The sequence below is a fragment of the Flavobacterium sp. LMO6 genome, from assembly GCF_009495795.1.
Taxonomy (GTDB): domain Bacteria; phylum Bacteroidota; class Bacteroidia; order Flavobacteriales; family Flavobacteriaceae; genus Flavobacterium.
This window is the reverse complement of the sequence record NZ_WIBH01000006.1, coordinates 99324-120631: the sequence shown is the minus strand read 5'-3', so window position 1 is coordinate 120631 and position 21308 is coordinate 99324. Positions and strand designations below refer to the sequence as shown.

Here is a 21308-nt window from a genome sequence, read left to right as displayed (position 1 = left end):
ATGGAAAATGTGCTACTATATTTTGCAAAAGCAAATGGTCTCATCATATTATTCTATTTGATGTATGTCTTATTTTTGAGAAAAGAAACCTTTTTTGTTTCAAATCGGTTGTATATGATTTTGGGTTTAATTTTATCCTTAAGTTTACCCTTGATTACGTTTACGAAAACCATTTGGGTTGACCCAACACCTGTTCCTGAATTTTATCAAGAAATAACTCCAGAAAACAATAATGCAATTGAAATTCCTATTCAAGAAAATCCTTTAGATTGGACTTTGATTTTAAGTACGGTTTATGTTATTATTTCAGTAGTAATTTTATTAAAAATTGGAATAGAAATAGCTTCCTTTTACAATAGAATCAGAAAACACAACCAACAGAAAGAATCAGATTTCACTTTAATTCATTCTAATACAACCGAAAATCCGTTTTCGTTCTTTCATTACATTGTTATTAATCCTCATTTATTTTCGGAAGCAGAATTACAACATATTGTAACGCATGAAAGTATTCATGTGAAGCAAAAACATTCAATTGATGTGTTGTTAGGAAAACTATTTTGTGCTGTGTTTTGGGTAAACCCAATCATTTGGTTGTATCGAAAAGCTATGTTGCAAAACCTAGAATTCATTGCCGATAATGAAACCTTTAAACAAATCGAAAACAAATACGAATATCAAAAAACTTTATTAAAAGTAGTGACTCATCAACACGACTTAAGTATTACCAATCAATTTTATCAATCATTAATCAAAAAACGAATCGTTATGTTACACACAAATCAATCCCACAAAAGAAATGCTTGGAAGTATGCTACCATTCTTCCGCTATTAGTTGGTTTTATGCTATTGTTTCAAATTAAAACAGTGGCGCAGGTTAAGGAAAATTCAAAAGTAGCAGCTTATGCTGTTGAAGTAGACTATTCTCATATTGTTACCTCTAAAACTACAGATGCCGAAATTAAAGAAATTGAGACCTCATTTCAAGATGATGAATACAATTTAAAAATCAGCAATGTAAAACGAAATAATGAGGAAGAAATCATCGAAATTAAATTAGAATTTTCTTCTAAAGAGAATTCAAAAACTAAAGATATAAAAATTGTTAAAGGAGATAAACCCATAACTCCAATTCGAATTTATATAAAAGAGGATAAAAACAATACAAAAAGCGTTGGTTTTGAAGATGTGAAAGATAAGTTTGTTTACGGCAAATTTGTTTCAGATGAAGAAAATAGCACAATACAAGTTGAAAAAGTTGAAAATAAAGGATGGACAGTAGACAATATGATTAAAGATGGAAAAAAAATTAATTTAATTATAAACGGCAAACTTCAAGTAGAAAATGAAAAAATCAAGATTCCATTAGACCAAGAAATTGATGTCATGAAAGAATTGAATGCTTCTGATTTAAAATCTAAATACAAAATAGATAAAAAAGAAGGAGAAGTGTATTATGAACTTACAACGAAAAAAGAGTTGAAAATAAATGAAGACAAAAACTTAAGAATTAATGAAAAAACTAAAAACAGTTCTACGAGCAATAAGGCTTTAACCTTTGATGTGAGTTATAAAAAAACAGAGCAAGTTGATATAATTAACAATATAAAAAATGGAGATAATGTAGATGCTAAAAAAGCATTGATAATTTTTAATGACAAAGAAATTACCTATGAAGAATTAGACAAAATTAACCCTAATGAAATAGCATCTTCAAGTGTAATGACAGCAACAAAATATGCTCTAAATAAATATGGCGAAAAAGCTAAAAATGGTGTTATTGTAATAGAATCTAAAGATTTTTTTGAAAAAAACAATCCTGATTTGATGGAAAAATTAAAAAACAATTCTGAAAAACCAAAACCAAAAACAATCGAACTTAAAAGTGGTGATGTTGTCGTAGTTCTTGAAGGTGACAGAATTAAATTTCCTGGTTACCCAACGCATTATTTAAATCAGTTAAAATTAGAGTTTCAAGGTAAAATTCTTGAAGATAACATTGATTTCTTCAAAAACTATGAACTTGAAAAAATAAAAGATATTAAAATCATAGAAGACGAATCATCTCCAAAAGAGAAGAAAAGAATCAAAAAAATAATTATAGAAACCAAATAACAAAAAAATCCCGATTTTGAATAAGTCCAAAATCGGGATTTTTAATTTTACTATATTTGCCAAAAATTTAACGATGTATAAACTACTAGCCAAACTTAACAAAGCACTTTTACCTAGTTTTACCAAACAAGGTTTAGATCCTATTAAAGCTAAAAAATGGCAAAAGGCTATAATTGCTTATCGTTACTTTATAACTTTTAAATCTTTAGATTAATCAATATAGGTTTTATTTCCGTTTTTATTGATGTAGTACTTTCCTCCTTTAGGTCCCGTAAATACTTTTTTACCTTTATATTCTCCAGTTACTTTATCCGTAACTTTTTTCTCTGCTGCTTTAGAAACAGCTGTTTGTTTTAAATCGTCATTTTCTTGTGCTGCAGTTTTCTTTACTTTTGATTTAACTTCAGTTGCTTTTGTATTGGAATTTTTAACCTTTGCAACATCCTGTTTCGCTTCCTTTACATTTTTATCTTGCTTTTTTTTAGCTGTTGCAGCATTTTTCTCTGCTTGCTTTTTCTTGTTCTGAAGCTTTTTCTTGTTTGCTTCAACTTGTTCTTTGGTAACTTTTTTACCGTCTTTAATAACCTTTGTTTCTTGCGCAAATGACCCAAGTGAAAAAAGTAGCGAAACGACTAAAAAAATGATTTTTTTCATAATTTTTATTTTGTATTAAATGATTTTGTGAATTCGATTTACCGGAATAACAACTCCTTGTTTTAAAATTACTCTGTTATCTGTAACGCCCCAAATTGTAGTTTCAACCGATTTTTTTGAAGAATCATCTTCAAAAAATATTTTAATTTTTACATGCTCTAAATTCCCTAAAGTCAATGCTCGATCTAAATCGTTCTTTCTTTGTAAAATATCTGCTTTATCGTGTAAAACTTCACTGGTAGGAAATGACAAAATACCTATTTGTTCTTTTTCTATTAGTTCAAAATCTTTGCTCATGGTTTTATTAGTTAGGTTAGTTGCATAAAAATAATAAAAAAAGTAAATAAAATCGCATTTTCATTCTTTTTTTCAATTCTAATATTTTAATTAATAATATATGTAATTATCACTTTAAAATACTACAATTTTAATTTACATTTGTGGTCCTTATGCAAAAGACAGTTAACATACTTAATAAAAGAGCAAAGTTCGATTACGAAATTCTCGATAAATACACTGCTGGAATTGTTTTAACCGGAACCGAAATCAAATCAATTCGTTTAGGAAAGGCTTCTATAACTGAAAGTTTTTGTGAATTTAGTGATGGTGAATTATTTGTAATCAATTCTAATATTGAGGAATATTTATATGGAACGCATTACAATCACAAAACAAAAAGTGAACGTAAATTACTTTTAAACAAAAAAGAACTTAAAAAACTTTTTAAAGATTCTGACAATAAAGGACTAACTATTGTTCCACTTCGTTTATTTACTAACGAAAAAGGATTGGCTAAGTTAGATATTGCTTTGTGCCGTGGTAAAAAGAATTACGATAAACGCGAATCGTTAAAAGAACAAGATACAAAACGCGATTTAGACCGAATTAAAAAAAGTTTCTAATCATATTTTATGAAAGAAATTTTAAAACAAGCCCGAATAGAAAAAGGTCTTTCAACTAGAAAATTGGCCGAACTTACAAAAATTGACCAAGCTTTAATTAGTAAGTTTGAAAATGGATTACGAATTCCTACCAAAAAACAAATTCAAACTATTGCCTTTGTGCTAGAAATTGAATTGCCTACTCTTTTAGTGGCTTGGTATAAAACTAGATTGTTAAATAATTTAGATTTTAATCAATTTGCTATACAAGCAATAAGTCAAATTCTTCAAGAAAAAGGAATTGAAGTTGTTAAAGAACAAAAAGACAATAAAATTGACGAAATTTTAGACGAAATTGAATTGTTAAAACAAAAATTAACAGGACTCCGATAGTTAGTTTTTATTTTCTAAAAGGGGCACAAATTTAAAATCACCAAATTCATGCTTTTCAAACTGTGTTTCATTTTTTCTAATTAGCAATGTCATAATTTGGTCTTTTTCTCCTACCGGAATTACAAGCCTTCCTCCTATTTTTAATTGCGCCATTAAAGGTTGCGGAATAAAAGGTGCTCCAGCCGTTACAATAATACTATCAAACGGAGCCGCCTCAGAAAAGCCTTTGTAACCATCTCCAAATATTAGTTTTTTTGGCCGAATACTTAATTTTGGTAATAAAAGTGATGTCTTTTTAAATAATTGATTTTGTCTTTCAATCGAATATACAACCGCACCTAATTTACACAAAACTGCCGTTTGATAACCACTTCCAGTTCCAATTTCTAAAACTTTATGGTCTTTTTCTACCTCTAATAATTGCGATTGAAAGGCTACAGTGTAAGGTTGCGAAATAGTTTGATCGGCACCTATAGGAAATGCCTTGTCTTGGTAAGCAAAATCTTCAAAACTAGAATCTAAAAACAAATGACGAGGAATTTTACTAATAGCTGACAATACATTTTTATCTGTAATTCCTTTTTCTTCTAGAATTTTTACTAGCTGATTACGAAGTCCTTGGTGCTTATTAGTGTCTTTCATGTCATTATAAGGAACAAACCATTCCTATTCCTGTTTTTGTTTGCGTAAAAATAGACGGAAAATTTCCAAAAAACAAATTCAAATTTTTAAAAACTTTTATACCGAAGTTTCAGTATTTAAACTTTTAAACTTTAAACTAAAATTGTACTTTTGATAAAATTTACTTTTATGCTTAAAGTTGGTGTTTTAGGTGCAGGGCACCTTGGAAAAATACATTTACGATTGTTAAATCAATCTGAAAAATATGAATTAGTTGGCTTTTACGATGCTTTTGATGAAAATGCTAACAAAGTAGCGGCCGAATTTGGTTACAAAAAATTTGATTCTATTGCAGAATTAATTGCCGCTGTAGATGTTGTAGATGTTGTAACGCCAACCATGCAACACTTTGATTGTGCGAAACAAGTTATTGAAGCCGGGAAACACATTTTTATTGAAAAACCCATTTCAAATACAGTCGAAGAAGCGGAAAAAATAATTGAATTATCTAAAAAATTCAATGTAAAAGGTCAGGTAGGACATGTGGAACGATTCAATCCTGCGTTTACCGCTGTGAAAGATAAAATCAAGAATCCAATGTTTATTGAAACACATCGCTTGGCTGAATTTAATCCGCGTGGTACTGATGTTCCTGTAGTTTTAGATTTAATGATTCACGATATCGATGCTATTTTGAGTGTTGTAAAATCGAAAGTGAAATCTATTAATGCTAGTAGTGTTGCGGTGATTTCAGATTCTCCAGACATTACAAATGCACGAATTGAATTTGAAAACGGATGTGTAGCTAATATTACTTCGAGTCGTATTTCAATGAAAAATATGCGTAAATCGCGTTTCTTCCAGAAAGACGCTTATATTTCTGTTGACTATTTAGACAAAGTATGTGAAGTTGTTCGCATGCAAGATGCTCCTGAAGTACCGGGTGATTTTGATATGATTTTACAAAATGCCGAAGGCGTAAAAAAACAAATCTATTTTGACAATCCGAATGTACAAGCAAATAATGCAATTTTGGACGAATTAGAAACATTTGCAGATGCAATTAATAACAATACAACTCCAATCGTTACATTAGAGGATGGTACAGAAGCACTTCGTGTAGCGTATCAGATTATTGATTGTATTAAAAGATAGTAATATTAGATGACTAGGAAAGAATTTATTATTACACTTATTGAGAAAAAACTAAAACCGTTACTTTTTTTAATTGTTCTAGTTTATTTTGTCGTATATCTATTCCATGAATATAATGATGATACAAATAGCAATGTTGATACTATTTTCAATTTAGTTTTTTCGATTTCAATATTATTTTTAATTCTAGGAATTATAAAATACATAATGGATATCATAAACTATAATTTACCAAATTCAGTTAAAAATAAATTAGCATATTTATCTAAAATTATAAATTCAATAGCTTACATAGGCCTATTCTTTATGGGATATTTTTCCTATATTGAAGAAAAATTTATTCATACAATCCTTATACTTTTAACAATAATATACTTAACCTATTCAAAAATTAAAATATCAAAATGAACACAATCGCAGTTATAGGAGCAGGAACTATGGGTAACGGAATTGCTCATACATTCGCTCAAAGCGGATTTACCGTAAAATTAATCGACATTTCAGACAAATCTTTAGAAAAAGGAATGGCAACTATAGCCTCTAATCTTGATCGTATGGTGGCAAAAGGAACTATTACCGAAGATGATAAATTTAAAACAATAGGTAATATTATTACGTATACTGATATTAAAGATGGTGTAGTTGGTTGCGATTTAGTAGTAGAAGCGGCTACAGAAAACGTTACTTTAAAAATGAACATCTTCAAACAATTGAGCGAAGTTTGCGAGCATAACGTAATTTTAGCTTCTAACACTTCATCTATTTCAATTACGCAAATTGCAGCACAAGTTGTTCATCCAGAAAGAGTAATTGGAATGCACTTTATGAATCCGGTGCCAATAATGAAATTGGTGGAAATTATCCGTGGGTATTCTACTTCAGATGAAGTGACTAAAATCATCATGGATTTATCGGTAAAATTAGGAAAAACACCTACTGAAGTAAACGATTATCCTGGTTTCGTAGCCAACAGAATCTTAATGCCAATGATTAACGAAGCTATCGAAACGTTATATAATGGCGTTGCTGGTGTTTCTGAAATTGATACGGTGATGAAATTAGGTATGGCGCACCCAATGGGACCATTACAATTAGCTGACTTCATCGGATTAGATGTTTGTTTATCTATCTTAAATGTTATGTATGACGGATTTAAAAATCCAAAATATGCCCCTTGCCCGTTATTAGTAAACATGGTAATGGCTGGAAAATTAGGAGCAAAATCTGGAGAAGGTTTCTATGATTATGCTGAAAGCAAAAAAGCAGAGAAAGTTGCAAAGCAATTTTCAAAGTAAAAAGTCACAGTTTTCAGTCGCAGTTACATCTGAATACTGCGACTGAGACTGATAACTAAATAAAAATGGCTAAAATAAAACCTTTTAATGCAGTACGACCGGTAGCTGATAAAGTTGCCTTAGTAACATGCAGAACGTATGATGATTACAGTTCGGCTGAGCTCGCTGCTTGGTTGAATTTTAATCCGTATTCATTTTTGCATGTGATTCATCCTGCGTATGCAAATGCACAAAAAGTGTCATTAGAAAAGCGTTTTAAAGCCGTTGCAAACAAATATCAAGATTTTAAGCACGACCAAATTCTTATTGAAGAAGAACATCCTGTTTTTTATCTTTACGAAATTCAGTCAAAAGGACAAACTTTTACTGGAATTATTGCTGGAACTTCGGTGAAAGATTACCAAGATAACGTCATCAAAAAACACGAAGATACCTTGCAATATCGCGTGGAATTGTTCAAAGATTATTTACATCAAACGAATTTTAACACCGAACCCGTTTTAATTACGTATCCCGATAGTGTGGAAATTAATACGTTTATTGCGTTGCGAAAAAAGAGTAAACCTGTTTATGAATATTCGACAACCAATAAAGAAAAACACACGCTTTGGAAAATTGATACGCAATCTGAAATCGATTGGTTGCAAGAACATTTTGAAAATATTCCGAATTTGTATATTGCCGATGGACATCATCGTTCGGCTTCAGCGGAATTGTTGTACGAACAAGACAAGCATTTAGGTAACGAAAATCTGAATTATTTCATGAGTTTTTTAATTGCCGAAAGTAATGTCAAAATATACGAATTCAACCGATTAATTCGCGATTTGAATGGTTTTAGTAAAGATGATTTTATCAAAAAATTATCAGAAAACTTCATCATTAAAGCAAAAGATCAAGAAATTTGGAAACCCCAAAATAAATTTGAATTTGGTATGTATCTCGATGGTAGTTTTTATGCTTTATTTTACAAACAAAGCAACAAATCTGTCACATCGAGCGCTGTCGAGATGCTTGATGCTCCAAAATCTATTTTAAACAATCTAGATGCCCAAATTTTATACGATAAAGTCTTATTCCCAATATTAGGAATTGAAGATTTACGAAACGACGAACGAATTGATTACATTCCAGGAAAACAATCGATTTCAGTCATAAAAGATTTAATCGACGAAGGCGAATTTGAAGTAGGCTTCATGCTCTACCCTTCTGATATCAATGAAATTAAAGCTTTAGCCGATAACAATTTAATCATGCCTCCAAAATCAACGTACATTGAACCGAAGTTTAGAAGTGGTTTGGTAGTGTATGAATTATAATTATAGAGTAATTAAAACTTAGAATCACAGATTGAATAAATTTTGGAAATTTTAATAATTTCTTAAATCTGTGTTCCAAAAAAATAAAACAATGTCAATAGCTAAAAACCTTATCAAAATAAAATCCCAACTTCCAGCACACGTTACCTTAGTTGCGGTTTCAAAAACCAAACCTGTAGACGATTTAATGGAAGCTTACAATGCTGGGCAACGCATTTTTGGAGAAAACAAAATCCAAGAAATGACCGACAAATGGGAAGTCATGCCAAAAGACATCGAATGGCACATGATTGGTCACGTGCAAACCAACAAAGTCAAATTCATGGCGCCTTATGTAAGTTTGATTCATGGTGTAGATAGTTTAAAATTATTAGAAGAAATCAACAAACAAGCGGCTAAAAATAATCGTGTGATTGATTGTTTGTTACAAGTATATATTGCCGAAGAAGAAAGTAAATTTGGTTTAGACGAACAAGAATTAGAAGAGATGCTGAACAAACTTCTCGACTCCGCTCGAAATGACAATAAAACGTTGAAAAACATCAAAATTGTTGGTTTAATGGGAATGGCAACGTTTACGGAAAATAAAAACCAAATCGAAAAAGAATTCAAACATTTAAAAACGATTTTTGATAAATACAAAACCCTGAACACTGAACACTGTCAACTGAACACGCTCTCAATGGGCATGTCGGGAGATTATCAACTCGCAATTTCATGCGGAAGTACAATGGTTCGAATTGGAAGTAGTATCTTTGGAAATAGAAATTAGAAAATTAAAAAAGAATTTTCAAAAAACATTTAAACATATAACCTTTTAAACTTTTAAACTATTTACTGCATTCTCGACATAGAAACCACTGGAGGCCAATTCAACGAAGAAGGAATTACCGAAATCGCCATTTATAAATTTGATGGTCATGAGGTAGTGGATCAATTCATCAGTTTGGTTAATCCTGAAAAGCCAATTCAACCTTTTGTGGTAAAATTGACTGGCATTAATAATGCCATGCTTCGAAGTGCTCCAAAATTCTATGAAGTAGCGAAAAGAATTATCGAAATTACTGAAGGTTGCGTTATTGTAGCACACAACGCGTCATTCGATTATCGTATTTTAAAAACAGAATTTAGACGGTTAGGTTACGATTTTAAAAAGCAAACCCTTTGTACCGTTGAATTATCTAAAAAACTAATACCAGAACAACCTTCGTATAGTTTAGGAAAATTAGTTCGCGCATTAGGAATTCCTATGGCTGATAGACATAGAGCTAATGGAGATGCATTAGCCACTGTAAAGTTGTTTAAAATGTTACTGGTTAAAGATATTGAAAAAGAAATTGTAAAAAGTTTTATTAAAACGGAAATCAAATCGGGTATTTCTCCAAAACTATTAGATATCGTAGAAAGTTTGCCTTCAAAAACGGGAATCTACTACATTCATAATGAAAAAGGCGATTTGATTTACATTGGAAAAAGTAAAAATATCAAAAAACGAGTTAATCAACATTTCACCGGAACTTCAAATAAAAGTAAAAAAATGCAACGCGATGTTTATGCGGTAACTTTTGAAGAAACCGGTAGCGAATTAATTGCATTACTGAAAGAAAGTGAAGAAATAAAAATTAACAAACCCATTTACAATGTAGCTCAACGCAAAAGCATTTTTCAATACGCTTTATATTCTCATAAAAACGAACAAGGATATATTGCTTTTACAATTGAAAAAGCAGATGGAAGAAAAAAAGAAATAACTTCATTTAGTACTTTACAAGAAGGTAGAAACTTTCTTTTTAAAATTACCGAAAAATATAATTTGTGTCAGAAGATAAATGTTTTATATAGCACAAAAAATGCTTGTTTTCAATATAAAATTAAAGAGTGTAATGGCGCTTGTATTGAAGAAGAAAAACCGGAGCAATACAACGAGCGTGTAAAAGAATTTATTGAAGAAAGTTCTTTTGAAAACAATAATATGATAATTTTAGACCGAGGTAGAACTTTTGATGAAAGAAGTGCTGTATTAATTGAAAATGGAATTTATAAAGGATATTGTTTTTATGAATTAAATTATCAAATTAGTAATATTGATATATTGAAAAACATTTTAATTCCGATGCAAAATAATCGTGATACCAAAACGATTATTCAAAGCTACATACGAAAAAACAAAGTATATAAAGTAATTAATTTTTGATGAAATGGATTCCAAAAATTATTTAATTACTATTATTGGACCAACAGCAATAGGAAAAACCGCTTTAAGCATTACTCTAGCACAACATTTTGGTTGCGATATTATTTCATGCGATAGTCGTCAGTTTTTTAAAGAAATGAAAATTGGTACGGCTGTTCCAAGCGATGAAGAATTAGCTGCTGCACCACATCATTTTATTCAAAACAAATCGATTTTTGAATCGTATTCTGTTGGTGATTTTGAGCAAGAAGCTTTATTAAAATTAGACGAATTATTTCAGAAAAACAACATTCAAATTATGGTGGGCGGTTCTGGATTGTATGTGGATGCGGTTTTAAAAGGTTTTGATGATTTTCCTGATATTGATGATTCGGTTAGAGAAACAATTAATACAAAATTTGATACTTTAGGAATCGAATATTTACAACAACAATTACAAGAATTAGATTTCGAATATTACCAAAAACTACAAACTGAAAATCCGCAAACACTTCAAAATCCACAACGATTGAAACGTTTTGTTGAAGTTTGTATTGGAAGTGGAAAACCGTATTCTAGTTTTATTGGAAAACGAAAAAATGTGAGAAACTTTACTCCTATTATCATTGGTTTAGAAGCGGATAGAGAAATAATGTATGACAGAATCAACAAGCGTGTTGATATTATGCTAAATGAAGGACTTTTAGCCGAAGCACAATCACTTTATCCAAACAAACATTTAAATGCGTTACAAACAGTAGGTTATAGAGAATTGTTTGATTACTTTGATGAAAAAATCACATTAGAATTCGCCATTGAACAAATCAAAATAAACACACGACGTTTTGCTAAACGACAAATTACTTGGTTTAAACGAACCGAAAATGTGAGTTGGTTTGAATATTTAGCAGATAGAAATAAGATTATAAATTCTGTAAACAATACAATTAATAATATAGAAACACAGATAGAATAAATTTAAAATATTATTATAATTTCTCAAATTTTAATAATCTGTGTTTCAAAAAAAAAAAATAAAATGCCCATTTCTCCCAACTTTACTTCTATTTTAGAACAAGAATACGAAATCAACTTTCTACAATGTTATCCGAATGGTTTGTTGAAATATACTGATTTATGTAATATTTTTCAAATCACTGCTGGATTTCATGCTGATTTAGGTGGCATTAGTTTTAGCGACATGCAAGATCATCACCAAGCTTGGGTAATGAGTAAAATGCGTTTAGAAATCATCAACTTACCCAAATGGAAAGAGAAAGTTACCGTAAAAACGTGGATAAAATCCTTAGAAAATTCGCGTTCGACACGTTGTTTAGAATTGTATCGTGGTGATGAAAAATTGGTAGGTTGTGAGACCTATTGGGCGGTTTTAAACACTCAAATCAGAAGACCAGAAAATTTGGCTTTGCCTCACGAACATTTTATAAAATATCCGGAACATAGCGCAACTGAAAAATCGGTACAACGAATTAATTTGGATATTCCTTTTGAAAAAGTTTTGGATTACAAAGTACAGTTATCGGATTTAGATATTGTAAATCACGCTAACAACGTAAAATACCTAGAATGGTGTCTGAATACAATGGATAGAAAATTAGTCTTAAAACAACACATAAAAGGTTTTGAAATGAATTTCTTAAAAGAATTAAATTTAAATGACGAAGTCACCATTTCTAAAAACGAAAATACCTTCACCATATCTAAAGAAGATAAGGTTTGTTTCGCATTGGAAATAAACGAATAAAAAAACTCTGTCATTAAATTAAGACAGAGTTTTTTTATCATATAAAATTCAACAAATTAGTCAAGCCTAACTTGTTTCACTTCGATTTCAGCTACTATTGGATAAAGATTCTGAAACAAGTTCAGAATGACAAAAATAGCTTTTCTTATTTTTTTATTACCAATCTAAAACCTTCGCCATGAATGTTTAAGATTTCTACGTTTTCATCTAATTTTAAGAATTTTCTCAATTTAGCGATATAAACATCCATACTTCTTGATGTGAAGTAATTATCGTCTCTCCAAATTTTAGTTAAAGCCAATTCTCTAGGCATTAAATCATTTTCGTGAAGTGCTAACATTTTTAAAAGTTCACACTCTTTTGGTGATAATTTAATTGGTTCTTGTCCTGGAAAAGTTAAGAAACGTAATTTAGAATTCAAGTGAAATTTACCAATTTCAAACTCAAATTTCGTAGTATCTGGTTTAACTTCAGATGCTTTTCTTTGAATGATAGCTTTAATTTTCATTAATAAAACCTCAGAATCAAACGGCTTATTTAAATAATCGTCTGCTCCTACTTTATATCCTTTTAAAACATCTTCTTTTAATGTTTTAGCCGTTAAAAAAACTATTGGCACTTCCTGATTTTTCTCACGAATTTCTCTAGCTAAAGTATAACCATCTTTATATGGCATCATAACATCTAAGATGCATAAGTCGTAAGTATCTTTCTTAAATTTTTCAAATCCTTCCATTCCGTTTTTAGCCAACGTAACTTCAAAATCATTTATCATTAAATAATCTTTTAACACGGCGCCAAAATTTGGATCGTCTTCTACTAATAATATTTTCTTTGCTTCCATATTAATTATGTGTATTTTTTTTAATTTATTAATGGCATTTTTATAATAAAGGTGCTCCCTTTTCCTTTTTCACTTTCTACAAATATTTGTCCGTTATGATCTTCAACAATTTGTTTTACATACGACAAACCTAATCCATGTCCTTTTACATTATGTAAATCACCAGTATGTTCTCTATAGAATTTTTCAAAAACTCTTTTTTGAGCTACTTTACTCATTCCGGCACCTTGATCTTGTATTTTAATTACAATAAAATCTTTTATATTTTCTGTAAAAACATCAATAATTGGAGCCGAAGGTGAATATTTAATGGCATTATCTAAAACATTTACCAAAACGTTTGTAAAATGAACTTCGTTTAATAAAATGGTATTTCGTTGTGCATTAAAATGCTGATTAATTATACCTTCTCTATCTTCAACAATTAAACTTACGTGTTCAATTGCGTCTTCAATAATTTCCGAAACATCTCTTGGTTCTTTTGAAATATCCAATTCGTTTTTTTCTAATTTAGATATTCGTAAAACATTTTCAACCTGAGCGTGCATTCTTTTATTTTCTTCCTTAATCATTTGAAGATAACGTTGTACTTTTTCTTTATCATCAATAATTTTAGGGTTTTTTATGGCATCTAAAGCTAAATTAATAGTAGCAATAGGTGTTTTAAACTCATGTGTCATGTTATTAATGAAATCGGTTTTGATTTCAGAAATTTGCTTTTGTTTAATTAATTGATTCAACGCACTTGAATAAGTTAAAACAATAACTAAAGTAAATAATAATGACAAACTAGATATTCCTATCAACGATGAAAAAACGAATTTACTCTTCTGAGGAAAACTTACTAATAATTGGTATTTAGAAAGTCCTTCGTTATCTTGAAAAATAGGAATTCCGTAAGTAATATTACTATTGTATTTAAAATTTTCTGAACGAATTTTTGTTGCTAAACCGTTGCTATAAATCCCAAACTCAAAAGGAGTCTTAACTCCGTACTTATGAAGTTCCTCTTTCAAGAATTTGGCTAATTGTTCTGCCGTAACCCTTTGTTGAATAGGCTTTAATGAGACTACGTCTTTAAAAGCGACTTCGAAATTTGCTTTATCTAAACTAGAAACACTTCCTGATTTTTTAATGGAAACATCTGGAAAAGATCGAACTTGTAAACTTCCGTCATTTAATGAATTTCCATTATAAATCTCTGTTTTTCGTTTAGAAAGAACTTTACCAAAATTGGCAGAGTTTACATTTTTATCAAAGAACGAACCATTAATTCCATAGTTTTCTGCGACTAAGGTATTGGTATAAATTATAGTTTCATTAGTTTTTTTATCGCGCTCGTAAAAGTATATTTCTTTTAATTCTTCTTCTTTAGGAATTTTCCCAGTACTATCAATAATTTTATTGTAATACGTATAAAAAGAAACTAACTCTTTTTCATTTATCTTATTTGAAACATTTCCTAAAACTTGCTGAACATGATATTTAAATTCTTCCTCATTTTTATCCAAAGAAGTAGAAATCCAATACAATTGAACTAAAATAATTCCAATTAATGATAAACTCATTAAAAAGACTAATAATCTAAACCTTGACTTATTCATCGAAACAAATTTAACATTTTAACACTTCTTGTTAAAATACATTAACCAAAGATTAACATAAAAACATTTTTTTAAGGTTTTGCTAAAATTTTAAGAATTTCATCAGTTTTTAATATGGTTTTTTGCAGAATTATATTTTCTATAACAAAATCGCTTAATTTTATTTTGTCAGATTCAGGAAGTTGATTTTTAATTCGCGATAAAATGCTTTCTCTACTCGCATTATCTCTTTTCATAGCTCTTTCTATTCGAACTTCTTCTGGAGCTGTAATTAATATAATTTTATCGCAATCTTTATTTCCACCAGTTTCAAAAAGTATGGCAACTTCTTTAATTACAAAAGGAAAATTCTTGTGTTCATTTAGCCAATTTTGAAAATGAGCTTTAACTTCTGGATGCACAATAGCATTTAATTGTTGTAATTTATCTGGGGCATTAAATACCAACTCAGCTATTTTCTTTCGATTCAATTTAGAATCAACAGTAAGAACAGATTCGCTAAATAAATCTTGAATTCTTTGAATTATATTTGGTTGTTCCATGATTTTTTTGGCTTCTTCATCTGCTATATAAACCGGAATTCCTTTTGAAGCTATATAATTAGCTACAGTAGATTTTCCACTTCCTATACCACCTGTTAAACCAATAATCTTTGTCATACCTTATTTTTTAAAAAACAATTCTGGAAATGCTTTTTGAGGTTTTTGTTTAGCTAAACTAATTTTATAGTATGAAAGTAAAAAACCTTTTCCATACCCATAAAACTGAATAACTGTTGCCCATAATGAGTATAACGCAATTTTTATGCTTTTATTAGTTATTAATGAACTTATAAACAATAAACTAAAGTATAAAGCGTATAAAGAAAGAAATAGATAACTAATAAAAAAACTAAATAGAATAGAAAAAACAAATCCTAACAAAAACAAACTTGGAAACCAAAATGTAATTTTTGCGTGTTCTGGATACCAAGAATTTAAAATAGGTCGTGCTTTTCCAAATTTATTAACTTGAATTTGAAATTTCTCCCAACTTATTCTTCTTTTATGATAAACAAAAGCAGTTTTAATTAATTTAGTTTTAAAACCTAAGTTCCACAATCGAATAGATAAATCTGGGTCTTCGCCAGGATGTATATTTCCAAAACCATTTGAAGCTTCAAAGGCTTTTTTAGACAATCCCATGTTAAAACTTCTGGGTTGAAATTGAGTAACTTTTTCGCTTCCACCTCTAATACCTCCTGTAGTTAAAAATGAAGTCATTGTAAAATTAATCGCCTTTTGAATATCTGAAAACGAATCTAAAGCAGCATCGGGACCTCCAAAACAATCTACATATTCTTCTTCTAAACTATTTTTTACTTGGGTTAAATAGTTTTCTGGAATTATACAATCAGAATCTAATATTATAAAGTAATCGCCTTTCGCTTTTTGCATTCCATAATTACGAGAATCTCCAGGACCGGAATTAGGCTTGTAATAATACGAAATTGATAATATTGATTTGTATTTTTCTATTATATCTTGGCAAGGTTGTGTTGAACCATCTTCAACGATTACTACTTCAAAAGGAATTGAAGATGTAAACCTAGCCATACTTTCTAGTAATTCATCAATTTCATCTGGACGATTGTACACCGGGATTATAAACGAAAAATACATCTTATTTTTTTTACAAACCTACATAAAATTTACAAATGTTCCTTTTCTATTTGGTATAAAATATTTCATTATAAAACAAAAAAAGTCCCGATAAATCGGGACTTTAATCATTAACTTAAATTATTAATTATTGCTTAACTACTTTTAAAGTTTTAATAGCGTCTCCTACTGTTACATTTACAATGTAAGTACCAGCACTTAAATGAGACATATCAACCTGAGATGAAGTTGCATTAATATTTCTAGAAAGTACTTCTTGACCTATCATATTGATAACTCTTACAGAAGAGATTTCAGAAGTATAAGAAATATTTAATACATCTTTAACTGGGTTTGGATAAGCAGAGAAAGAGTTAGCATCAAAATCTCCATTACTCAATACACAAGTAACAGCCATTTCAAAATTACCATTATTAGCTCCAAATCCTTCCACCATGATATAGTAGGTAGTTGTACCATCTGCAGCAAAAGTTACTTGAGATTGTGCACCACAGAAATCATCATTAAATCCAATTTCAGTACCTCCACAAGCGTCAAAAACTCTTAAATAACTATCATAAGCTGTATTATTACATAAGCTAACCGTAATATCACCAGCAGCACCACTGTAAGAATACCAAACATCCGCAGATGAATTGTTACCTGAGTCAGTTGCACCATTAGCAGTTGAACCAGTAACAACATCACCACAATTAACAGCGATTGCATTAACACAATCATCATTTGTTGGAGGACAAACATAATCTAAAGCGCCTGAAGAGATACTACAACCAGCATCTTGTTCATTTGTAATAGATATTGTTGCACTTGCACCATCTGCATAAGGACCAAAAGTTTGAACACCAGTAGCAGAGATACCAGTTAAGTTTGTAGTACCATCAGAAATTGCTAATGAAGTTGCAGAACCAATATTTGTAACGTCTACATCAATAGAAAATTGACCATTTGCACAATCAGGTACAATAGTAAATGTAGCTGTTGGATTAACACATGTTGCACAAGCAATATCAAAATCCCATGAAGTATATGCAGAATCACCACAGTTTGCAGATCCATCAGAAGAAATCATAACAGTAATAGTATCTCCTGTAGAATCAAAAGTTAAACCGGCTAAATTACCAGCAGCACCATAACCGTTGTATAATTGTGTTAAACCATCTGAATCAATTACAATTAATTCATCCCAGTTATTTTCAACTTGACCAGCATTAAAAGTTAATCTTAATGGACTTCCATCATTAGATGTAAACGTCCAAGAAGTTGAATCATTATCAGTATAACAATATGTAGTATTTACTGGTGTACCACAAATAACTGCAATATTAGTTTGCACATTAAATGGTCCAACCCAAATACTTTGTTCAGTTAAAGTACAAACTGCTCTTAAATAAATCTCATAAGGAGTATTAGATGATAAACCAGAAATTGTAAGAGGATTTGAAGTAGTAGAAATACCAGCACCAGCAGGAACACCTGTTCCTTGAGCTTGAATTACATATTCCCACTCTGTTTCACCTGCACCAGCAGTCCAAGAAACCGTTACACTATCAGTACCTACTGTATCAAAAGCAAACAAAGTTGGTTCTAAACATGAAGGCGTTTCTTCAATTGTAACATCATCAATTGCGATATCGTCATAGAAACTAGCAGATTCAACAATAATAAATCTAACTTGAATATCACCAGTAATTGTAAGAGTACTTAAATCGATTACTCTTTTTTCCCAACCATTTGTGTTAGTATTATATGTAGCCATTGGATTCCAAGCAGCACCATCCCATACTTCAACATTTAAAGTAGAGTTTGGATTAGCACCTTCATTATTACTTAATTCAAAGAAAGTTAATCTTGGCACTGTTAACGCCGTAACGTCAATCATTGGAGATGTTAAAGTTGCATTAGTGGTATTTGGTGTTGAGTCATCTACCCATGCATAATAACCCCCAGATGTAGTTGAACCAGTAATTAAACCATTGTTACCAATGTGGTTAAAACCAGGAGCATTAGAAAACAACCAGTTTTCAGAACCACTCATATTCCAACAAGAAGGAATAGCTCCTGCATTTTCAAAACCTTCTGTATAAGGAGCTACAAAAGTGTTACATAATGTAGTAAAAGTAATTGGTCCAATCCAAGGACTAAAATCACCACCACCACAATCAGCTCTTACATATACTTCATAAGTTGTATTAGCAGCTAATGGATCTCCATTAATATCAAAACCTTCACCTACAACAGTTACGTCTCCAATTTGAGCACCAGCTGTTGCAGGAATACCTGTACCAGGAGCTTGAATAGCATATTCGTAATCAAATTGTGCACCACCTGAACCATCAGTCCAAGATAAATCTACAGTAGAAGAAGTAACGTTAGAAGCTAAAATAGTATTTGGTTCCACACATGATGGAATATCTTCTACAATTACATCATCAATTAAGACATCATTATAAAAAGTGAAACCTCCATTAGCAACACCTGTAACAGTAAATCTAATTTGTATTGGTCCTGTAATCGTTAAAGTAGATAAATCTGTTGTAAACACAACCCAGTTAGCACCTAAATTATCAGAAACAGTATTAACTAAATTCCATGCTGCACCATCCCAAACTTCTACTTGTAAAAGATTTCGAGCAGCGTCATCAACGTTGTTACTGAAAACTGCATACTTTAATCTTGGAGTAGTTAAAGGAGTAATATCAATTAAAGGAGATGTCAAGGTACTAATTTCACCATCAGTGTTATCAGAACCATCCATACCAATAAAAGTTCCACCTGCACCAGTGTTGTCTGGCGCTAAATCAGCACCATAATCTGCAAAACCTGCAGGTGTAGTAACATTACTACCAAACTCCCACGGAGTAACACCGCCTTGTGCCCAACAATCAGGAAAAGTGTTCGTACTAAATGGTTCATTAAATGGCGCAACGAAAGTAGCACATAACGTTCTGAAAGTAATAGGACCTACCCATGGGCTAAAGTCACCACCACCACAATCTGATCTTACATATACTTCATATAGTGTATTTGGCGCAAGCGGATTTCCGTTAATATCAAATCCTTCACCTATAACAGTTACGTCTCCAATTTGAGCACCAGCTGTTGTAGGCTCTCCTGTTCCAGGAGCTTGAATTACGTATTCATAATCAAATTGTAAACCTCCTGAACCATCTGTCCAAGATAAATCAACAGTTGAAGAAGTTATGTTTGAAGCAACTATTGTATTTGGTTCCACACATGATGGAATATCTTCAACAATTACATTATCAATATATAATCTCCATCCATCTAAACCACCATTAGGTACATGCCAAGCAATATTAATATCTCCAGAATATGCAGAAAGATCAACTACTTGCTCTACATAAGTTATATTTGAATAACTTGTATTAGCAATTAATGTATTTGTAAAACTAGCTGGAGTATTTCCAGTTGTTGATAATAATAATTCAAAATCATTTGGCTCACCAGCTGATTGAACTCTATAGTGGAATTTTAATCTTTGATTTCCAGTTAAAGTAATTGCAGGAGAAATTAACCAGTCATTATTAACACCTGCATTGAAGTCAGTATAAATAACAGCAGATTGATCACCTTCAAATGGATTAGTAACATAGTTAGTATCCCAAAGATCACCATCAGCATTAACATTTAAAACTGTCCAACAAGCTTCTGTTGTAGAAGTTGAATTAAAACCTTCTGAAAAAGGAACTGAAAATGCATTACAAGTAGTTCTGAATGTAAATGGACCAGCCCAAGAACTATAAGTACCACCACAGTCTGAACGTAACCAAACGTAATATGTAGTATTAGGTGTTAATCCTGATAAATTATCAGTTAAAGCATTTATAGGAGTTCCTGCTCCTGTAGGAGCTGTATTTACATTAGAATAATAATATTCATAACCTGTAGAAGGAACTGGAACCGCTGCATTCCATGCAATAGTAGCAGTTGAAGCCGTTAATGCTGAAGCAACAAAACCTGCTGGCGATGCACATGATGGCGGTGTAAATGTAAGTTTCTTACCTGCTAAATTAGCCATTGTAGCGGCATTAATAGTATTGTTAGCAGCTGCTGAAGATACTGTTGAAGTAGCTGCAGGAGTTACACTTAAAAAAGATGCAGCATCATTTAAACCAACAGATGCAGTAACTGTATTAGTAGTTGTAAATGGATTGCTATATACAATTTCAATAACATTTGTAGTTTCATACAGTCTTAACAAAGTAGAGACTGCAGCACCAGCTGTGGAACCACCTCCACCTATTTTAGAATTGTGCCAATTTACAGTTAATACCTGATTAGGAGCAGTACCAGTAACTGAATATCTAATTTCTCCTCCAGTCATATTATTGTCATCCCAAAAAGCAGCAATTAAAGGTCTGTAAGCTGCTGCATTTGCTAATGAATTTGTAAATGAACCAGTAGTAATTGTGTTTCCTAGTCTTATCCAGCCATTAGTATTAATACTAAATGTTGTATAGTCAACACCTCCGAAATTAAAAGTAAAACCAATAGCAATCGTATTTTGACTACCATCATCACCTGTAGCGGTGGATGTAGTACCTGTAATTTGGGCATAAGTCTCGGTAGATTCTGCAAAAGCATAGGAACTTACCTGAGCATTTATTTGCCAACACGTAAAGAGCGCAAATAAAATTAAAGTAATTTTTTTCATTTATTAATAATTTTTAGTTAATCAAAACAAATATAAAATAATTAACTAACATATTTTTAACAAATTATCCAACGTTTTGGTGATGTTTTCTTAATATCGACAAAGTGTACGGAAAAGTCGTTTAAAAGCATATTGTGTTTGTTTGTTTGTTTT

Annotated in this window: 19 protein-coding genes; 11 read left to right on the top strand and 8 right to left on the bottom strand. The window is 30.9% G+C overall.

Annotated features, from left to right (window positions below):
* Both GFJ99_RS07990 and GFJ99_RS07985 read left to right on the top strand, forming a co-directional pair.
* Window positions 1-2115, top strand: a complete 2115-nt coding sequence (locus tag GFJ99_RS07990) for a M56 family metallopeptidase (RefSeq protein ID WP_153208276.1) — start codon at window positions 1-3, stop codon at window positions 2113-2115.
* A 73-nt stretch (window positions 2116-2188) separates the two neighbouring features.
* Window positions 2189-2329 carry an SsrA-binding protein gene (locus tag GFJ99_RS07985; protein ID WP_153208275.1) on the top strand — a complete coding sequence of 47 codons (141 nt, stop codon included), beginning with the start codon at window positions 2189-2191 and terminating at the stop codon, window positions 2327-2329.
* Here the strand turns inward: GFJ99_RS07985 and GFJ99_RS07980 are convergent.
* Together GFJ99_RS07980 and GFJ99_RS07975 are read right to left on the bottom strand one after the other, a co-directional pair.
* Window positions 2326-2769 (bottom strand): hypothetical protein, encoded by a 444-nt coding sequence (locus tag GFJ99_RS07980; RefSeq protein WP_203228779.1) that lies wholly within the window; start codon window positions 2767-2769, stop codon window positions 2326-2328. The genes GFJ99_RS07985 and GFJ99_RS07980 overlap by 4 nt on opposite strands.
* Before the next feature lie 15 nt (window positions 2770-2784).
* Window positions 2785-3066, bottom strand: coding sequence for a hypothetical protein (locus tag GFJ99_RS07975; RefSeq protein WP_040470094.1), 282 nt, complete (start codon window positions 3064-3066; stop codon window positions 2785-2787).
* A gap of 152 nt (window positions 3067-3218) precedes the next feature.
* Here GFJ99_RS07975 and smpB point away from each other — a divergent pair, with 152 nt between their 5' ends.
* Complete coding sequence (smpB, locus tag GFJ99_RS07970) at window positions 3219-3671, top strand: SsrA-binding protein SmpB (RefSeq protein WP_008253583.1); 453 nt, start codon at window positions 3219-3221, stop codon at window positions 3669-3671.
* Window positions 3672-3680: 9 nt separating this feature from the next.
* On the top strand, window positions 3681-4043 hold the full coding sequence (locus GFJ99_RS07965; RefSeq protein WP_008253584.1) for a helix-turn-helix transcriptional regulator: 363 nt from the start codon (window positions 3681-3683) through the stop codon (window positions 4041-4043).
* Here the strand turns inward: GFJ99_RS07965 and GFJ99_RS07960 are convergent, their stop codons facing one another.
* On the bottom strand, window positions 4044-4685 hold the full coding sequence (locus tag GFJ99_RS07960; RefSeq protein ID WP_008253585.1) for a protein-L-isoaspartate(D-aspartate) O-methyltransferase: 642 nt from the start codon (window positions 4683-4685) through the stop codon (window positions 4044-4046).
* A gap of 168 nt (window positions 4686-4853) precedes the next feature.
* On the opposite strand from GFJ99_RS07960, the gene GFJ99_RS07955 reads away from it, so the two are divergent.
* The 7 genes from GFJ99_RS07955 to GFJ99_RS07925 all read left to right on the top strand — a co-directional run bounded on the left by GFJ99_RS07955 (window position 4854) and on the right by GFJ99_RS07925 (window position 12371).
* Complete coding sequence (locus tag GFJ99_RS07955) at window positions 4854-5819, top strand: Gfo/Idh/MocA family protein (protein WP_153208274.1); 966 nt, start codon at window positions 4854-4856, stop codon at window positions 5817-5819.
* Window positions 5820-6223: 404 nt separating this feature from the next.
* The gene (locus tag GFJ99_RS07950) at window positions 6224-7114 is read left to right on the top strand and encodes a 3-hydroxyacyl-CoA dehydrogenase family protein (protein WP_153208273.1); all 891 of its coding nucleotides are present in this window, start codon (window positions 6224-6226) and stop codon (window positions 7112-7114) included.
* Between the two features lie 65 nt (window positions 7115-7179).
* Complete coding sequence (locus GFJ99_RS07945; RefSeq protein WP_153208272.1) at window positions 7180-8433, top strand: DUF1015 domain-containing protein; 1254 nt, start codon at window positions 7180-7182, stop codon at window positions 8431-8433.
* Window positions 8434-8524: 91 nt separating this feature from the next.
* Window positions 8525-9205 (top strand): YggS family pyridoxal phosphate-dependent enzyme, encoded by a 681-nt coding sequence (locus tag GFJ99_RS07940; RefSeq protein ID WP_153208271.1) that lies wholly within the window; start codon window positions 8525-8527, stop codon window positions 9203-9205.
* A 60-nt stretch (window positions 9206-9265) separates the two neighbouring features.
* The gene (locus GFJ99_RS07935) at window positions 9266-10627 is read left to right on the top strand and encodes an exonuclease domain-containing protein (RefSeq protein ID WP_162523945.1); all 1362 of its coding nucleotides are present in this window, start codon (window positions 9266-9268) and stop codon (window positions 10625-10627) included.
* Between the two features lie 4 nt (window positions 10628-10631).
* Window positions 10632-11582: a tRNA (adenosine(37)-N6)-dimethylallyltransferase MiaA gene (miaA, locus tag GFJ99_RS07930; RefSeq protein WP_153208270.1), complete on the top strand. Its 951-nt coding sequence runs from the start codon at window positions 10632-10634 to the stop codon at window positions 11580-11582.
* Window positions 11583-11645: 63 nt separating this feature from the next.
* On the top strand, window positions 11646-12371 hold the full coding sequence (locus tag GFJ99_RS07925) for an acyl-[acyl-carrier-protein] thioesterase (RefSeq protein ID WP_153208269.1): 726 nt from the start codon (window positions 11646-11648) through the stop codon (window positions 12369-12371).
* Between the two features lie 145 nt (window positions 12372-12516).
* Here GFJ99_RS07925 and GFJ99_RS07920 read toward each other — a convergent pair whose 3' ends face one another.
* The 5 genes from GFJ99_RS07920 to GFJ99_RS07900 form a co-directional block, all read right to left on the bottom strand.
* Entirely contained in the window at window positions 12517-13215 is a 699-nt protein-coding gene (locus GFJ99_RS07920; protein ID WP_008253598.1) for a response regulator transcription factor, read from the bottom strand.
* A 20-nt stretch (window positions 13216-13235) separates the two neighbouring features.
* Window positions 13236-14819 (bottom strand): sensor histidine kinase KdpD, encoded by a 1584-nt coding sequence (locus tag GFJ99_RS07915; protein WP_162523942.1) that lies wholly within the window; start codon window positions 14817-14819, stop codon window positions 13236-13238.
* A 71-nt stretch (window positions 14820-14890) separates the two neighbouring features.
* Entirely contained in the window at window positions 14891-15478 is a 588-nt protein-coding gene (gene coaE / locus GFJ99_RS07910) for a dephospho-CoA kinase (RefSeq protein WP_008253603.1), read from the bottom strand.
* A 3-nt stretch (window positions 15479-15481) separates the two neighbouring features.
* Window positions 15482-16480 carry a glycosyltransferase family 2 protein gene (locus GFJ99_RS07905; protein ID WP_153208268.1) on the bottom strand — a complete coding sequence of 333 codons (999 nt, stop codon included), beginning with the start codon at window positions 16478-16480 and terminating at the stop codon, window positions 15482-15484.
* 127 nt (window positions 16481-16607) lie between these two features.
* A complete protein-coding gene (locus tag GFJ99_RS07900) occupies window positions 16608-21155 on the bottom strand; it encodes a T9SS-dependent choice-of-anchor J family protein (protein ID WP_153208267.1) in 4548 nt (1515 codons plus the stop codon).
* Window positions 21156-21308: the final 153 nt, after the last annotated feature.

Excerpts from the sequence above, each read along its gene's own strand:
- GFJ99_RS07990 (WP_153208276.1), top strand. The coding sequence starts at position 1 with ATGGAAAATGTGCTACTATATTTTGCAAAAGCAAATGGTCTCATCATA.
- GFJ99_RS07985 (WP_153208275.1), top strand. The coding sequence starts at position 2,189 with ATGTATAAACTACTAGCCAAACTTAACAAAGCACTTTTACCTAGTTTT.
- GFJ99_RS07980 (WP_203228779.1), bottom strand. The coding sequence starts at position 2,769 with ATGAAAAAAATCATTTTTTTAGTCGTTTCGCTACTTTTTTCACTTGGG.
- GFJ99_RS07975 (WP_040470094.1), bottom strand. The coding sequence starts at position 3,066 with ATGAGCAAAGATTTTGAACTAATAGAAAAAGAACAAATAGGTATTTTG.
- smpB (WP_008253583.1), top strand. The coding sequence starts at position 3,219 with ATGCAAAAGACAGTTAACATACTTAATAAAAGAGCAAAGTTCGATTAC.
- GFJ99_RS07965 (WP_008253584.1), top strand. The coding sequence starts at position 3,681 with ATGAAAGAAATTTTAAAACAAGCCCGAATAGAAAAAGGTCTTTCAACT.
- GFJ99_RS07960 (WP_008253585.1), bottom strand. The coding sequence starts at position 4,685 with ATGAAAGACACTAATAAGCACCAAGGACTTCGTAATCAGCTAGTAAAA.
- GFJ99_RS07955 (WP_153208274.1), top strand. The coding sequence starts at position 4,854 with ATGCTTAAAGTTGGTGTTTTAGGTGCAGGGCACCTTGGAAAAATACAT.
- GFJ99_RS07950 (WP_153208273.1), top strand. The coding sequence starts at position 6,224 with ATGAACACAATCGCAGTTATAGGAGCAGGAACTATGGGTAACGGAATT.
- GFJ99_RS07945 (WP_153208272.1), top strand. The coding sequence starts at position 7,180 with ATGGCTAAAATAAAACCTTTTAATGCAGTACGACCGGTAGCTGATAAA.
- GFJ99_RS07940 (WP_153208271.1), top strand. The coding sequence starts at position 8,525 with ATGTCAATAGCTAAAAACCTTATCAAAATAAAATCCCAACTTCCAGCA.
- miaA (WP_153208270.1), top strand. The coding sequence starts at position 10,632 with ATGGATTCCAAAAATTATTTAATTACTATTATTGGACCAACAGCAATA.
- GFJ99_RS07925 (WP_153208269.1), top strand. The coding sequence starts at position 11,646 with ATGCCCATTTCTCCCAACTTTACTTCTATTTTAGAACAAGAATACGAA.
- GFJ99_RS07920 (WP_008253598.1), bottom strand. The coding sequence starts at position 13,215 with ATGGAAGCAAAGAAAATATTATTAGTAGAAGACGATCCAAATTTTGGC.
- GFJ99_RS07915 (WP_162523942.1), bottom strand. The coding sequence starts at position 14,819 with ATGAATAAGTCAAGGTTTAGATTATTAGTCTTTTTAATGAGTTTATCA.
- coaE (WP_008253603.1), bottom strand. The coding sequence starts at position 15,478 with ATGACAAAGATTATTGGTTTAACAGGTGGTATAGGAAGTGGAAAATCT.
- GFJ99_RS07905 (WP_153208268.1), bottom strand. The coding sequence starts at position 16,480 with ATGTATTTTTCGTTTATAATCCCGGTGTACAATCGTCCAGATGAAATT.
- GFJ99_RS07900 (WP_153208267.1), bottom strand. The coding sequence starts at position 21,155 with ATGAAAAAAATTACTTTAATTTTATTTGCGCTCTTTACGTGTTGGCAA.